Origin of the sequence: Paenibacillus sp. FSL H7-0943, assembly GCF_037963265.1 — a bacterium.
GTDB lineage: Bacteria > Bacillota > Bacilli > Paenibacillales > Paenibacillaceae > Paenibacillus_AQ > Paenibacillus_AQ odorifer.
This window is the reverse complement of sequence record NZ_CP150148.1, coordinates 3,262,556-3,277,458: the sequence shown is the minus strand read 5'-3', so window position 1 is coordinate 3,277,458 and position 14,903 is coordinate 3,262,556. Positions and strand designations below refer to the sequence as shown.

At 41.9% G+C, this 14,903-nt stretch carries 12 protein-coding genes; 2 read left to right on the top strand and 10 right to left on the bottom strand.

Annotated features, from left to right (window positions below):
* Positions 1-46: 46 nt before the first annotated feature.
* On the bottom strand, positions 47-523 hold the full coding sequence (locus tag NSQ55_RS14395) for a GNAT family N-acetyltransferase (protein WP_339174157.1): 477 nt from the start codon (positions 521-523) through the stop codon (positions 47-49).
* A gap of 129 nt (positions 524-652) precedes the next feature.
* Between NSQ55_RS14395 and NSQ55_RS14390 the strand changes: the two genes are divergently transcribed.
* Positions 653-2,314 (top strand): ribonuclease J, encoded by a 1,662-nt coding sequence (locus NSQ55_RS14390; protein WP_076302129.1) that lies wholly within the window; start codon positions 653-655, stop codon positions 2,312-2,314.
* A gap of 72 nt (positions 2,315-2,386) precedes the next feature.
* Here the strand turns inward: NSQ55_RS14390 and NSQ55_RS14385 are convergent, their stop codons facing one another.
* A complete protein-coding gene (locus tag NSQ55_RS14385; RefSeq protein ID WP_076302041.1) occupies positions 2,387-3,502 on the bottom strand; it encodes a phosphotransferase in 1,116 nt (371 codons plus the stop codon).
* Positions 3,503-3,612: 110 nt separating this feature from the next.
* Positions 3,613-5,169, bottom strand: a complete 1,557-nt coding sequence (locus NSQ55_RS14380; protein WP_036677991.1) for an ABC-F family ATP-binding cassette domain-containing protein — start codon at positions 5,167-5,169, stop codon at positions 3,613-3,615.
* Positions 5,170-5,400: 231 nt separating this feature from the next.
* Here NSQ55_RS14380 and NSQ55_RS14375 point away from each other — a divergent pair, with 231 nt between their 5' ends.
* A complete protein-coding gene (locus NSQ55_RS14375) occupies positions 5,401-5,985 on the top strand; it encodes an AAA family ATPase (RefSeq protein WP_339174151.1) in 585 nt (194 codons plus the stop codon).
* An 848-nt stretch (positions 5,986-6,833) separates the two neighbouring features.
* Here NSQ55_RS14375 and NSQ55_RS14370 read toward each other — a convergent pair.
* From NSQ55_RS14370 to NSQ55_RS14340, 7 genes are all read right to left on the bottom strand, one after another.
* The gene (locus NSQ55_RS14370; protein WP_076134938.1) at positions 6,834-7,721 is read right to left on the bottom strand and encodes an RsiV family protein; all 888 of its coding nucleotides are present in this window, start codon (positions 7,719-7,721) and stop codon (positions 6,834-6,836) included.
* A 1-nt stretch (position 7,722) separates the two neighbouring features.
* Positions 7,723-8,229 carry a sigma-70 family RNA polymerase sigma factor gene (locus NSQ55_RS14365; RefSeq protein ID WP_076125785.1) on the bottom strand — a complete coding sequence of 169 codons (507 nt, stop codon included), beginning with the start codon at positions 8,227-8,229 and terminating at the stop codon, positions 7,723-7,725.
* A gap of 90 nt (positions 8,230-8,319) precedes the next feature.
* Positions 8,320-10,185, bottom strand: coding sequence for an acyltransferase family protein (locus NSQ55_RS14360; protein WP_339174147.1), 1,866 nt, complete (start codon positions 10,183-10,185; stop codon positions 8,320-8,322).
* A gap of 170 nt (positions 10,186-10,355) precedes the next feature.
* Positions 10,356-11,426, bottom strand: coding sequence for a stalk domain-containing protein (locus tag NSQ55_RS14355; protein WP_248548228.1), 1,071 nt, complete (start codon positions 11,424-11,426; stop codon positions 10,356-10,358).
* A gap of 72 nt (positions 11,427-11,498) precedes the next feature.
* Positions 11,499-11,960, bottom strand: coding sequence for an NUDIX hydrolase (locus tag NSQ55_RS14350; RefSeq protein WP_339174518.1), 462 nt, complete (start codon positions 11,958-11,960; stop codon positions 11,499-11,501).
* A gap of 36 nt (positions 11,961-11,996) precedes the next feature.
* Positions 11,997-13,796, bottom strand: a complete 1,800-nt coding sequence (locus tag NSQ55_RS14345) for a peptidase (protein ID WP_339174144.1) — start codon at positions 13,794-13,796, stop codon at positions 11,997-11,999.
* A gap of 2 nt (positions 13,797-13,798) precedes the next feature.
* On the bottom strand, positions 13,799-14,860 hold the full coding sequence (locus tag NSQ55_RS14340; protein ID WP_076125793.1) for a MoxR family ATPase: 1,062 nt from the start codon (positions 14,858-14,860) through the stop codon (positions 13,799-13,801).
* Positions 14,861-14,903: the final 43 nt, after the last annotated feature.

Genomic DNA, 14,903 nt, shown 5'->3' with positions numbered 1-14,903 from the left:
TATCAAAAAAAGCCTGGTAATCCAGGCCTCCAACATTTTAAAGCAATTACATTAATTTTTTAATATACCAAGCATCACAAGCAAAATGCTCCGACCCATCAAGCGGTTCATCCAAAAGCTCAAATCCATTTTTCATATAGAAACGGTTAGCTGCGTGCATGTTTTGAAGTGTCTCCAAATAACATTGGTTGTAATGAAGCTTGGCAAAGTCCAGCGCTGTGTTTAAAAGTTCGTTGGCTATCCCGTTACCTCTAATCGACTGAGATAAATACATTTTTTGCAACTCACATATCTTGTCATCATTCCCGAAAGGAGCAATGCCACACCCCCCTAATACTTCCCCTCCCTCTTCGACAACCCAATAAGCCCGATTCTCACTATGATTATAATCATCTGATAAATGATGCAGGCTGTCATCCTCCCAGGCTAGACCCGAGCGATTCCCGCCAAACTCAATTAGGCAGTCCCTAATGACCTTTTCAATGGAGCTATTATCTTTCATTTGTAATAGTCGGATATTCATGAGTAACGTTCTCCTATCTTTCGATTAGCTTTCTTCAGTTATTATATTGTATCAAGCTTCAGAATGGATAATTATAATGGGATTCAAACATAATATAGAGAAATTTATTTAGGAGGGGCTTCAATGAAAATGGCAGCTAAGCAACTCTCGATTGCAGCATTAGGTGGGGTTCATGAAATTGGTAAAAATATGTATATCCTGCAATATGCAGATGATATTGTTGTCATTGATTGCGGCTCTAAATTCCCAGATGAAAGTCTCTTAGGGATTGACCTAATTATTCCTGATGTTTCGTATTTATTAAATAATATTGATAAGGTACAAGCGTTGGTGGTGACTCACGGACATGAGGATCATATCGGCGGGATTCCTTACCTGCTTAAACAGTTGAATATCCCAATATATGCTTCCCGTTTAACCTTAGGATTAATCGAAAATAAACTTAGGGAACATGGAATTTTACGACAAACGAAACTCCATTGTATTAATTCAGAATCTACGTTAACCCTGGGAGCCATTACTACAACATTTTTTAATACAAATCATAGTATTCCAGATTGCCTTGGCGTAGTATTCGATACACCTGAAGGTATCGTAGTTCATACGGGAGACTTCAAATTTGACATGACGCCTGTCAACAAGCAGTATCCAGATATACATAAAATGGCCGATATTGGGAAAAACGGTGTAAAGATCTTGCTGTCAGAAAGCACTAATGCTGAGCGTCCTGGCTTCACCCCTTCTGAAAAGCTTGTTGGCGCTCACATAGAAGAAGCCTTTTTAAAAGCAGACCGTAGAATTTTTATTTCTACCTTCGCCTCAAATGTACATCGTCTACAGCAGATCATTGATGCTTCTCACTTAACTGAACGTAAATTGACCTTACTCGGCAGAAGTATGGTAAATGTAGTCAGAGTGGCCCAAGAACTAGGTTATTTGAACATTCCGGACGATATGCTGATCGAACCTGCAGAAGCTGCTAAGCTCACTCCGGCACAGGTAACTGTTTTATGTACAGGCAGTCAAGGAGAGCCCATGGCCGCACTATCCCGCTTAGCGAACTCAAGCCATCGATTGATGGAGATCCAGGCTGGGGACACGGTGCTGCTCGCAGCCAATCCCATCCCGGGGAATGAACGGAATGTTTCAAGGATTGTCGATAATTTATATATGCTGGGCGCTAAAGTCATCTATGGTTCACGCAGTGAGCTTCACGTCTCAGGACATGGCAGCCAAGAGGAGCTTAAGCTAATGCTGACTCTAATGAAACCTGAATACTTTATTCCGATTCATGGTGAATACCGTATGCTGCATCATCACAGCTTGTTAGCGGAGGCGGTAGGCGTCAAACCGGAAAATATCTTTATTCTAAAAAATGGAGACATCGTCGAGTCATCGTCTGGTGTTGTCCGCCAATCCGGTCGAGTGACCGCTGGGCAAATTCTAGTGGATGGCCTTGGGATCGGAGATATTGGAAATGTTGTGCTTCGCGATCGTCGCCAGCTGTCAGCAGACGGCATACTGATTACAGTGATTACACTGAGCCAAACCGATGGACGTTTATTAAACGAGCCAGACACTATTTCCAGAGGATTCGTTTATGTCCGTAACTCCGATAATTTAATGGACGAGATCAACCAGCATGTAACATCGACCCTTAAAAAAATGAACGAAACTGATCTAGGCCAATGGAATATCATCAAGCAGACCATCAAAGAATCATTAAGTAAGTTCCTATACGAAAAAACGAAACGGCGGCCAATGATTCTTCCAATCATCATTGAGGTTTAATAAAAAGGAGTTCCCGTGGGGAGCTCCTTTTCTCTTTGTATCCAGTTGTAGAGGATAGATTTTAACTACATTTCAACTAAATTGCGCCCATGTATTCATCTTGATACATTCTGTCGCCATATTCCGTTGAATATTAATAATTTGCTCCAATTGGGAAACTCGATCTTGAAGCTTTAGGTTAGTTGGATCCGTTTTTAACTGTGCGGCCAATGAAAAGTATTGAGGCACTTCCCAGATACAACGTAAAGCAGTGCCTAAACAATAACCATATCTTGCAAGGGACTCGTCCCCCTGCCATCCTGAATCTTTTAATCCCTCGATATAGTTTTGGAATAAAGACTCTTTATATTCCTCGTAGCGATGATTAGGAAAAACTCCTAAGCTCATATTTACGCCAAACATTTTGCCAAGGTCTTCACCTATCCCCGATATACTCATAAATTGCCAGTCAATTAATATTAGCCGTTCGCCGTCCGTATCACTTTGAGTTAGCAGCATATTCATTTGACTGAGGTCTTGGTGTGCAAGCACTCGCGGCAAGCTATTCAAAGAACGCAAGCTTCTGTCAATCTGGTCTGTGAAGTCTTGGAACCATGTCCAGATACTACGTTCATTATCATTGTGTAATTGATTTATATATTTTGCTGGATTAGGGGCGTAGATTTTACTCGAGGTAGTCCATGATTTAAGCCAGTTTCTGCAAATCCACTTCTCATCAGGAATTTTCTTTCCTGTCAGATAAGTTCCATTGAAACGACCTAACTGTTCAGCGATGTAATCAAACTGTTCCTTTGTGTAAGCATATTCCCCATCTATTCGTTCCATCCATAACCATACGGTACCATCTGCTTGTTCCTCAACAAGATAACACTTAGGTGCCTTGATTGAGCTAGGAAGCTCGTCGAGAATCTTGGATTCAAAGACTAGAGCTTCTCGTCGCCAGTAATTGTGATGCTGAAGATTATCTTTCTCCGCACTATCTGGCTTGATTATCTTTAATATGATTGACCATGGAAGCTGCTTATGATTAATAGATGCAAAACCGCTTAGACGAAAGATACCCGCTGTTGTAAAGTTAGGTGTTTTATAATCTAAATCTTCACATGTAAAATTGACTATCTTTGCTTCGGATTCTTCAAAAATCCGCTGAACACAGCTGTTAAGCTGATCCATTTTATTCTCTAGCACATAGACCCTCCCTGTCTCTGTTAAGATCCCATTCTATTCCGCTAAAAAAAGCCTATGAAGCGTAACAGATTCGTTATCACTCATAGGCTTGTTCATCAAAGACTTACTTATTAGAATACTTTCGTTGTCCAATCTTCGCAATTCCAGATATCGGTTACGATGTCCTGATAAAAATCGGGTTCGTGAGAAATCATAAGAATGCTTCCTTTGTATGCTTTTAGAGCGCGTTTCAGTTCATCTTTGGCATCGATATCCAAGTGGTTCGTTGGCTCATCTAATACGAGAATATTAGTTTCGCTATTAATCAGCTTACATAGACGAACTTTAGCTTTTTCCCCACCACTTAGTACAGCAATCTTACTCTCAATATGCTTCGTGGTCAATCCGCATTTAGCAAGGGCAGCACGTACTTCGAATTGTGACAGAGACGGGAATGTATCCCAGATTTCCTCAATACAAGTCTTGTAATTGCCTTCCTTCATCTCTTGCTCAAAATAGCCAATCTCCTGATGGTATCCACGTTCTACCGAACCGGACAAAGCAGAGATTTCACCTAAAATGCTGCGCAGCAATGTTGTTTTACCAATTCCGTTTGCCCCAACCAACGCGATCTTCTGTCCACGTTCCATCAACAAATTAAGCGGTCTGGACAATGGAGAGTCGTAGCCGATAACCAATTCTTTTGCTTCGAAAATCATCTTGCCGGCAGTTTTACCTTCTTTAAAGTTAAACTGTGGTTTCGGTTTCTCCTTGGCAATCTCGATGATCTCCATCTTGTCGAGCTTCTTCTGTCTGGACATCGCCATGTTACGGGTAGCCACGCTGGCTTTGTTACGAGCTACGAAATCCTTCAGCTCTGCTATTTCTTGCTTTTGGCGATTATAGGCAGATTCAAGCTGTTGTTTTCTCATTTCGTAGACTTGTTGGAATTGCTCATAATCCCCCACATAACGGGTCAGCTTTTGATTTTCCATATGGTAGATCAGGTTGATAACACTATTCAAGAATGGCATATCATGTGAGATCAGAATAAAAGCATTATCATACTCTTGAAGGTAACGTCTCAGCCATTCAATATGCTGCTCATCCAAATAGTTCGTAGGCTCATCGAGGAGCAAAATATCTGGTTTTTCAAGCAATAGCTTAGCAAGCAAGATTTTGGTGCGTTGACCACCACTAAGATCGGCTACATCGCGATCCAATCCAATGTCAGTAATCCCTAGTCCACGCGCGGTTTCTTGTACTTTCGCATCGATCATGTAAAAGTCTTGATTTGTAAGTGTATCTTGGATGGTACCTACTTCTTCAAGCAGCTTTTCCAGCTCTTCAGGTGAAACGTCACCCATTCTGCCATACATATCGTTCATCTCTTGCTCAAGATCGAACAGGTACTGGAAAGCACTTCTGAGTACATCTTGAATCGTCATTCCTTTGGTTAACACTGCATGCTGATCGAGGTAGCCAACACGCACCCGCTTGGACCATTCGACTTTACCTTCATCAGGTTGCAGTTTGCCTGTAACAATATTCATAAAAGTGGATTTTCCTTCGCCGTTAGCGCCGAATAATCCGATATGCTCGCCTTTTAGGAGACGGAATGAAACATCCTTAAAGATCGCACGATCTCCAAAGCCATGACTTAATCCTTCAACATTTAATATGCTCATTTATGGACACCTTTTTCTTATTTTTCTCGCTATATTATAAGCAGGATTAGCTAAAAACTCAATGGAGAAGCAAAAAATTATCATTTTATGGGCTAATCCGCGAGCAATTTTAGTTTTGTGGACCGTCATTTGCCGAGAATGGGATTACGCTGGCGATTGCTCGTCATCTTTTATATGATAGTATGCATAGATACACATTGGAGTTGACTTGAGAACTAAGGAGAATTAGAAATGAATAAACTTGTATTTTTTCTTGGTCCAGCTGGAGCAGGCAAAACAACGTTAGCTAAAGCGATTGCTTCGCGGCGCAAAATACCTTTTTTCGATATGGATATTCTACTACGGCCTGCTGCTGACGCGATAATGACTTTACACGGACTGGATCCGGCAGATAGAGACTCAGCAGAGTACAAAAGGTTATGCCGCGATTTAGGTTATCGAATCACTATGGATGCTGCAATGGATAATATTGGCTTGGACGTCGATGCTTTTGTGGTTGGTCCCTTTACCAAAGAGGCGGCCAATCCTGACTGGATCAGCCATGAGTTAGCTCGGATCGGGCGTTCCCTTCATGATGTTGAGGTCAAGGTTGTCTTGGTAGGGTTAGCCAACGAGGAATTGTACCGGGAACGAATTCAAGACAGACAATCACCACTAGATGAATGGAAGTTCCAGCATTGGAATGAATTCCGCACTTCTCTTGGCAACCGTACGGTAGAATGGCCGCTCCCGGCTGAAAATATTGCGTTGATCGACAATTCTAACCCGGATATTACTGCTACTGCTGCGGCAGTAGAACGATTTATTTACGGCTAAACTTTCGGACCCAGATGACGTTATTTCCACTTTTATCACCTTTTGTGCAGAGTTTCGGACCCCAGTGCAGCTATTCGTTAGAAAAGTGCGCTTGGGGCGTGGTTTTCATGCCAATTGCGACTATGCGGTCCGATAGAATTGCAAAAGTGCGATAATGCTGCGTTTAGGGTCAGCTGAGTCCGATAGCAGCAGCGTTCGCGTCAAATAATGAGAGCAAACGATGTTTGAGGCTTGGACAAAGAGCCTTGGCTAAACTTTCGGACCCAGATGACGTTATTCCCACATTTATCAGCTTTTGTGCAGAGTTTCGGACCCCAGTGCAGCTATTCGTTAGAAAAGTGCGCTTGGGGGATGGTTTTCGTGCCAATAGCGACGATGCGGTCCGTTAGGATTGCAAAAGTGCGATAATGCTGCGTTTAGGGTCAGCTGAGTCCGTTAGCTACTGCGTCACCCGTAAAATAATGAGAGCAAACGATGTTTGAGGTTTGGACAAAGAGCCTTGGTTAGACTATCGGACCCAGATGACGTTATTTCCGCTTATATCACCTTTTGTGCAAAGTTTCGGACCCCAGTGCAGCTATTCGTTAGAAAAGTGTGCTTGGGGCGTGTTTTTCGTGCCAATAGCGACTATGCGGTCCGATAGAATTGCAAAAGTGCGATAATGCTGCGTTTAGGGTCAGCTGAGTCCGTTAGCTGCTGCGTCCCCCGTAAAATAATGACATCAAACGATGTTTGAGGCTTTGACGAAGAGTTTTGGCTAAACTTTCGGACCCAGATGATCTTATTTCCACTTTTATCACCTTTTGTGCAGAGTTTCGGACTCAGATCACGTTATTCCCAGAATTCTTTTATTGAATATACTTCTGACTGACCAAATCATCAGCAAGCACCGCGGTTGGTATCACAAATTCAACGGAGCCCATATAACCCGGTGCGACATCGTATTTATTAAACACAATTACAAGCTTACCTTCGGTGTTGATATAAAAGCTCTGATCCTTCGTAATGGAGGTAAACTGATCCGTTGGCACATCATCGCCATACTCAGGGATCCAGTAAACTTTCTCAGAGTCTGCTTTCATTTGAGCAATCATCTGTTCTTTAATATTTTCACTGATGCGTTCAATGTATTGATCATCTTTAAATAGCATTGGCAATGTAATAAGGATCTGGTTCACTTTGTCTATCGTATCAAAAGTAACTTCCATTGAAGATGAACCAGCGGTTTCCTCAACATATCTGCCAATGGAGAAAATGCGCTCATTATCCGTTTTCACTTCATAACCTACATCCAGCCCCAAATGGCCCCCACCTTGTTCCTTCAACGCTTCGATCTCCGCTTGGAACTTTTCGTATAGTGCTTTATTCTCACTTAAATATTTGCTGTTCAATCCAAGCTCCAGTTCTTTGTTTTCCATATCGGTAACGGCTGGAACTTTGATATTAGCATCGTAGTTCTCTTCTTCTACAACGTATTCTTTAATAGTTAGTACTTTTATTATCCGATCAACGCCTGGAATGGAAGATAATGCACTAGCTACGGTTGTACTAGTGTTTATGGCTACTAGAAAAATAACTGCGGCCGCACCAACACTAGCCACCCACTTAGTTGTCGTGTGTTTTTTTCTATTGGCTTTAAGTGACTGCTTTATAGAGCGGTTTACAATCAAATCAAGTTCTTCCGGAATGGGAATATCGGTATACTCTTTATGTAATTCTTGTATTCTTTCGTCCATCTTACTTTATCTCCTTTAAGGCTTCATCATTCAGCTTCACCCGCAATAACTGAAGGGCCTGATACAGCCTTGTCTTTATTGTATTGGTGTTCTCGTTAAGAACTTCAGCCACTTCATTAATCTTCATATCCTCAAAATATCTAAGCACAATCACACTTCGGTATTTCGCCGGCAGCTCTTCCAGTGTTCTTTTCAAATCCATATCTGTATAGCTATCCTCAACAGCCGGACTATAGGTTTCTATTATCTCTGGCTCCATCGTCTGAACCTTCTTGTTTCTGCGCAAAAAGTCTAAGGAAGTATTCACGACAATCCTGTAAAACCAGCTTTTCACGGCATCGTGATCCTTTAGCAAATCCATTCGTGTCATCGCTTTATAAATAGAATCCTGCACAATGTCGAGGGCATCCTCTTTGTTTTTCACATAACTGTAAGCAAGCCGGTATACATTTTCTTTGTTTTCTTTGATACATCGCGTCAATATTTTCTCGGTTTTCCTATTCAACATGGTCGATTATCCTTCTCTGTTTGTGATCTGGTGTTGTAACAGGAGTAAGACGTTTGGTGAGTATAAAAAAGTTTGGAGATTCCAAATAAATTATTTATTTTCTTTTTCCAAAGCTTTAATTAGAATTGATGCATAATACTTGGCACCCTCACGTTTCAAATGAACACCATCTTTGTAGAAGTAGTCGTCTTTTCCTTCACTAGCTGAGTACCAGTCTACTATGGTCGTATTCCTGAATTCACTGGAAACTTTTGAAAGGGTGGAATTCACAGTCTGCTCCCACTTTCTCGGCACACGTGTATTGACCAAAATAATCTGCTCCGCATCGCTTAACGAGTTTAGTAGTTTACGTAATTGCTTGGAGTTAAAGGCTCCATTCGTCCCCAGCTCTATGATCATCCGCTTCCCTAACCGTCCTTGTGCTCTAAGCTGATCAATTACCTCCTGTGCCTGCATCATCTGTCTGCCGACCTTTCCATCGATGACAATACCAGGGAGACTTTCTACTAAAAACGGTGCTGCATCCAAAATGACAGAATCGCCAATGGCCGTAATATTCTTTCCGGTTTGATTTTTCTCGGTTACCGCTATGTTTCCTTCTGGTTCAACTTGTTGCTCTTCAGTGTCAGGTTTTTGCTTCTCAACATCAGTCGTATATTTTTCTGCGGGTGGTGCCAATGAATTGTGATCTATTGGATCCTGCGCTGTTCTCTCTTGCTGTACATTCTGCTTATCTGCAACTTCGATTGTAGGTGTGTCAGATTCAGCATTGGATAAATATCCATTGCAGGCAATCGGAATAAGAACCAAAAAGATCATGGTCATAAGAAAGACAGGGCGGTAGCTGCGGCGTTGCTTTGCACTCCAATGGTTCCAAATATCTCTTAATGATCTCCGCCGGAGCGGCTCCTCCACATATTTGTATGATAAGGCTGCCAGTAGAAAACTTCCTGCTAACTGAAGGATAATTCGAAGCACGCCGCTCTCATCTGGATTCCCATTAGGGCTAGTAAGAATAATTACGGGATAATGCCAAAGGTATAAGCTATATGAACGTACACCTATCCATCGCAAGGGTTTACAGCCCATTTTCCGTCCAAGAGAACTGGCAGGATGAGCAAGCACAGCAATCACTACTGCAGTAATGATAGAGATGATCAAAAATCCACCCCGATATAGTGATTCATCAAACTCGTTAACCCGGTAAACTAGCACCATTAATACCAGCAGTCCCAGAGCACCAATGATATCAAACATATAACGAGATCTTTCTGTGACTGTATTTTTAAGTTTCTGACTAGGCCATGCAACGGCAAGCGCCGCTCCAATTAGAAGTGCAAATATGCGAGTATCTGTTCCATAATAGACCCTGCTTGGATCTGTGCCCGGTACATAGAACATAGCCATAGTTAAAGCTGAGACAGCAGCACAAGCCAGAATCCAGGCAATAAGTTTACTTCGACGAGGTATGATCTTTAGTCCTAATACGAGCAGCAGCGGCCATAGAATATAAAACTGTTCTTCAATAGAAAGTGACCATAAATGTCCGATCGGTGAAGGAGGTCCAAAGCTTTCAAAGTACGAAACATCATGAAATATTAACCACCAGTTATTAACGTAAAATAGTGATGACATGAAATCTCCTGTCAGCCCATTTAATCTCGTGGGATCTATGATTAAGAGCCATATGGTGACAACGATCAGCATGACTATCGTCGCCGGCAGCAACCTCCGTGCTCTACGTATCCAAAAGTCCAGAAGGTCCAATCTTCGATGACGCTCCCATTGGTTAATGATTTGGTCTGTGATGAGATAACCCGAGATCACAAAAAAGATTCCCACTCCCAGCAGTCCACCCCCAGCCCATTTCAAATTCAAATGATAGGCTATGACAGCGAGTACGGAAAAAGCTCTTAGTCCATCAATACCAGGCATATAACGCTTGTTGTCATTCATTCTGTTTCAGTCCTTACCCTTAATTTGTTGTTCATAGGCAGGACGCAGGAGCAGCTCAAAAAGTTCTTTAAACTGGCTAATCTGTTATCAAAAGTAAAAAACACCCGCGCAAGAATTACCCTGCTGGATGTTTTTAATAATTCTAACTACTTTTACAAACTTCTAAATGGTTATTTCTGAACTTCAACCTGTAGAATTTCTGATACGAATTGAACAGGTACATAGGTTTTGTTATCTTGCAGAACAGGTGCGGCACCTAAAGCTTTAGGAGTCATTTTTGCGAAGAAGTATGAATCTTTGTTAAGCGTAACACTTGTCCACTGCGCTCCTTTCATCAACTCAGCGGTTTTGGTAGACTGATTCCATTTCAATTCATAGTTTAGTTGACTGGCCACATCACGAAGCGATACCATGAGCACGCCTTTCTTATTCGTGAAAGTAGCTACTTTTTTCAAATCTAGCTTAGTTGTATCCGTTGAACTATGATTTAAGCTGAACCGAAACTCTGGTGAACCTACATAACCTGGTGCAATGCTGTATTTAGGGAATACGATTACTAAGTCACCTTTATCGATATAGAACGACTGCTCAGTTGAAGTTCCTGTGTACTCTTCTAAGAAATACTTATCTGAATCCTTTTTAATCTCTGCCAGAATGTCTGCATCGAGCTTCTCTTTGTAGTTAGCGCCCAGTAGATCCGTTAGTGCAACAGGTTCTGCCTCAGCTATATTTTTCACATTATAAGTATCGATCCGCGGCATGCTTGTTCCACCTTCAGAACCTTCAGTAGTAACAGTCAAGGAGATAACGCCTGCTGGAGAACCTGTTCCATCTGATTTCAGATCATAAGTAATGTAAAGAGTATAAGGATGAAATTCCATTTGATCAGCCTGTGCTTTTTTGCCCATTTCTGCGGCGTCTTTCTCCCACTGTGCCAGATCCTTTTCAGCATGAGAGAGGATAATATCGTTCAGTTCATCTTGATAATGAGTATCCAGCATTCCTGTTAGCTGTGGTACTTTTAAATCTGCAATCAGGTATTTACTTGTTGTGTTAAGTACTTTTTCTTGTACTTCAATGCCAGCAAGGGCTGGTGCCTTCGACGGTAAAGCCGCAGAAACATTAGCTGTTACTTGTGTGGAAACCATAGCATGAACCGGTAAAGAAGCTGCACTCACTCCCATAATGGCTACACATCCAACTGCACTCATTTTAAATAGATTTTTTGTTCTTTTGTTCATATCTCGTCATCCTCCATCTCTATTTATAAGTGCCTTCCGATGACACTCATTAGCTAGGACGCAGGAGGACCTCTAAAAAGTTTGCTGGTTTTCTAATTTAAATATAATTTTTTCAACTTCTGTACCCCGTAACTCTACGTAAAAAGGCTGCACCTTATCATTTAGACAATACTCCAGCCGCAGTCTGAGGTTTTTCCATGTGACCATTTCCAATGCTTGTTCTATCGAAAAAAAACCAACTTCTAAGCTCTCGGAACTAGTAGCAGGTTCGCCGCCGATGGCTTTCCCTAGAAATAGGTTAGTACAAATAGATCGATCAACATTTTGAAAAACTCCGCAGAACTTATTTATCTCTATATCAATGCCCGATTCTTCTTTGGCTTCCCTGATTGCTGCTTCTATAAGGGACTCCTCCTCTTCAACCTGTCCGCCTGGCATCTCCCATCCTCTACGTGGACCTTTTATTAATAAGATTTCTTCTTGATCATTGAATACAACTGTAGCTGCTGAAAGAATATGTTTTGGGGGATTCATATCCATTGTTACCTCGCTCTAAATTTATTCTAAGCCCTAATTAATTCTGAATACAGGTCCTTTGGGTGAGAAAGGCAAGTCATTTCCCTTGGGCAAAATATAAGCATGGTCTCTTTTAATGGTCAGCTTGTCACAATAACCATCCGTAATAATTAGAAGTGGTCCTTTTTTCGGAAAATCCTCAGCTTGTTGAATCAAATCAATAGCTGGTTGTAAGATCGTTCCCCCTCTTCCCTTCACTTGTACCCGATCCGCGATAGCCTCCGGGGGCATGAAACCTGCATCATAAGGACAAGCATCACAAAAGATAATCCGTGCAAAAGGAACATCACGAGCCTGCGCATAACTTGAAATGGCTCCTAATGCTTTGGCCAGAAGCTTTTTATCCATTGAGCCTGAGGTATCTAAAATAACTCCAAAAGTACGGCCATCATCTGCAGCACCGCTATGAACCCACTGTGGTCGAGGGATATCAGGTGTAGAAGATTGACGTCTGCTAATTCGTGAATAAGATCTGGTCTTCTCAAGCGGTGAAAAATAATGATCAAACCACCGAGCAAGCTCTACATCCCATTTAATAGGTGGCTGGCCTAGCGCTCTAATCTCTTCAACTAGGCCTGATGGCAAAAGACCGCGGCTTTGCTCTTCATGATACATCAGTCCTTGTTGCATAGCATTTTTACAGAAATCATCTAACGTCTGTCCTTCTCTCGCATCCCAAAAACTTGATGAACCGTTATCTAAAATGTCACCAAGTCCATTCCCTCTCAAGGTCGCCAGTTTCTTATAAGTGCGGATATCTCCGACCATACGATCATAAATCGTTTCAGCAGATAAACCTTTAAGCTCAGGATCTAATAAGAGTCCAATTCGCGGATACTCCCCCACACTCATTTCTACTAGCCATAGATTTATTACGTAGTCACAAGCCACATTCCAAAGATAATGATCCCGGCCAAGACATCGCTCGTGATGCTGAAGCCCCGCGTGCAGAAGCTCATGCGCCATCACGAAAATACACTCCTCATCGTTTAGTCCGGCTGCAGGGTTCATAAATATTTTACGCTCAATAACGTCAATGGCAGCTATGGAAATATCAAATCGCCGACATATCGCTGGATCTTCTATAATCTCAAAGCCGGCGGCAAGCGCACCTAATAAAGGATATCTGTCCATAAACCATCGTTTTGCACGTTGTGGAGCGGTTAATGAAAGTGCAGGGGCACTAATAGTATTAGCATGGCCTCCAGCAACACTTACTGCATTCGTCACAGCATTAGATAACCCATAAGCAAAATAGGCTTCCCAATCCGGTGCTTTTCCCCAGTATCTTTTGGTGGTTTCTCTAACATTCATATCCAGTTTTGAAACACCCGCAGTCCCAAAATATCTGGAGGTGTCCGGAATTCCTTTTATCATAAACTGCTCGTAAAGCTGTTGTTCATCTTTAATTGTAAGATCAATTCGCGACTCCATATCTGCGGGTATTTTCCCAAGCTTCAAGTCATTTAAAAACTTTGCTATGTACACATCACATGCAACGTTCCACGCCACTTGATTCTCTTTAATCTTTAAATGTCCAAGACCTAAATGAAGAAAACAATGTGCCAAAACGTACATCCATTCAGCAACCTCGCCACGCCGTTTAGGATGAGTGTAAATATAACCGTTATTAGTGACAATTGCCCAGCCGTCTTCAGGATAGGGACTATTTTCATTATGAATAATCGAAGCTCGAACAGATAACGGCGCAAAAATAGGATGATCCGCGATTAACGAACATGCTTCATTAAAATTTTTCAAAGCGGGATTATCTGGAGTTGTTTTTTTAGCCATATTTACCCCCGCTCTTTTATTGCAAGACGTGGTAAATCACGTACAATTTCAACCATTAACCAATCTGGAATATTATCACTTTGCTCCTGCTTAGCAACTACTAGCTGTGCAATTTCAAAGCTAATGACGGACAGGTCTTTAATCAGCTTTTTAACAGTGTGTGCAAATTGGCGATGTCCATCTCGTACGTTATCTTTAATCGGAGGGAGTTCTTTGATAATCTGGGCACGCAAGGATTGCGCCAGGAAATACAGGAGATCCCGATCTTCTGGAGCCGTTGGAAATGAGGATTTACCATCTATAATTTGATTAAGTTCATATTTTCCAGTTAGATTTTTATAAAAAGCCCTGAATTGTGTGGCGTGAGCAGGTGTCAGTGAACCATTCGCTAAAATCCCCACGGTATCCGCATTTATATCATCGCCAAACTCATGTAGTGCATCACTAAGCATATGCCAAGAGCGTGGCGTGGAGAAAGGCTCTTCAGTCTTTGGAGGTGCACTCCACAAATGATCGGGACGCAATTCCAGATATTCAATAACCATAGGATGAATGCTATGCTCATATGCCCAAGAGATCCAATTTTGAAACGATACATTTAACTGTATATGGAACATCCGATTGATAAGCGCGGATGACATAGGTTTAACAATTGCACTATCTTGTGCACGGTTACCAGCTCCTATTACTATAGAGCCCTCAGGTAGGTGATAATCGCCTATGCGGCGTTCGTGGATGAGACTATAAAAAGCTTTTTGCACTTCTTGAGAACAGGCATTAAGCTCGTCCAGGAACAAACAATAAGGTTCATCCCGAGCAATCATTTTTGGAGGACAGAATTGGCTCTTACCGTTAACGATTTGCGGGACTCCAATGATGTCTTCAGGTGCTAATTGAGAACCTAATAGAGACACACAAGGAAGACCCACCTGATCAGCAAAAGCTTCTACTAGCGAAGATTTCCCAATACCAGGCGCCCCCCAGATAAAAACAGGCCGAATCACAGAAACGTTTAGAAGTACTTGCATAAGTTGAATAGGTGTTACAGGAGTTGCTAGATTCAAATAAATGCTCCTTTTTTAATGAAATGATAATAACGATAACTAT

Bases quoted from the DNA above. Each gene is read 5' to 3' on its own strand.
- NSQ55_RS14395 (WP_339174157.1), bottom strand. From the start codon at position 523: ATGAATATCCGACTATTACAAATGAAAGATAATAGCTCCATTGAAAAG.
- NSQ55_RS14390 (WP_076302129.1), top strand. From the start codon at position 653: ATGGCAGCTAAGCAACTCTCGATTGCAGCATTAGGTGGGGTTCATGAA.
- NSQ55_RS14380 (WP_036677991.1), bottom strand. From the start codon at position 5,169: ATGAGCATATTAAATGTTGAAGGATTAAGTCATGGCTTTGGAGATCGT.
- NSQ55_RS14375 (WP_339174151.1), top strand. From the start codon at position 5,401: ATGAATAAACTTGTATTTTTTCTTGGTCCAGCTGGAGCAGGCAAAACA.
- NSQ55_RS14370 (WP_076134938.1), bottom strand. From the start codon at position 7,721: ATGGACGAAAGAATACAAGAATTACATAAAGAGTATACCGATATTCCC.
- NSQ55_RS14365 (WP_076125785.1), bottom strand. From the start codon at position 8,229: ATGTTGAATAGGAAAACCGAGAAAATATTGACGCGATGTATCAAAGAA.
- NSQ55_RS14360 (WP_339174147.1), bottom strand. From the start codon at position 10,185: ATGAATGACAACAAGCGTTATATGCCTGGTATTGATGGACTAAGAGCT.
- NSQ55_RS14355 (WP_248548228.1), bottom strand. From the start codon at position 11,426: ATGAACAAAAGAACAAAAAATCTATTTAAAATGAGTGCAGTTGGATGT.
- NSQ55_RS14350 (WP_339174518.1), bottom strand. From the start codon at position 11,960: ATGAATCCCCCAAAACATATTCTTTCAGCAGCTACAGTTGTATTCAAT.
- NSQ55_RS14345 (WP_339174144.1), bottom strand. From the start codon at position 13,796: ATGGCTAAAAAAACAACTCCAGATAATCCCGCTTTGAAAAATTTTAAT.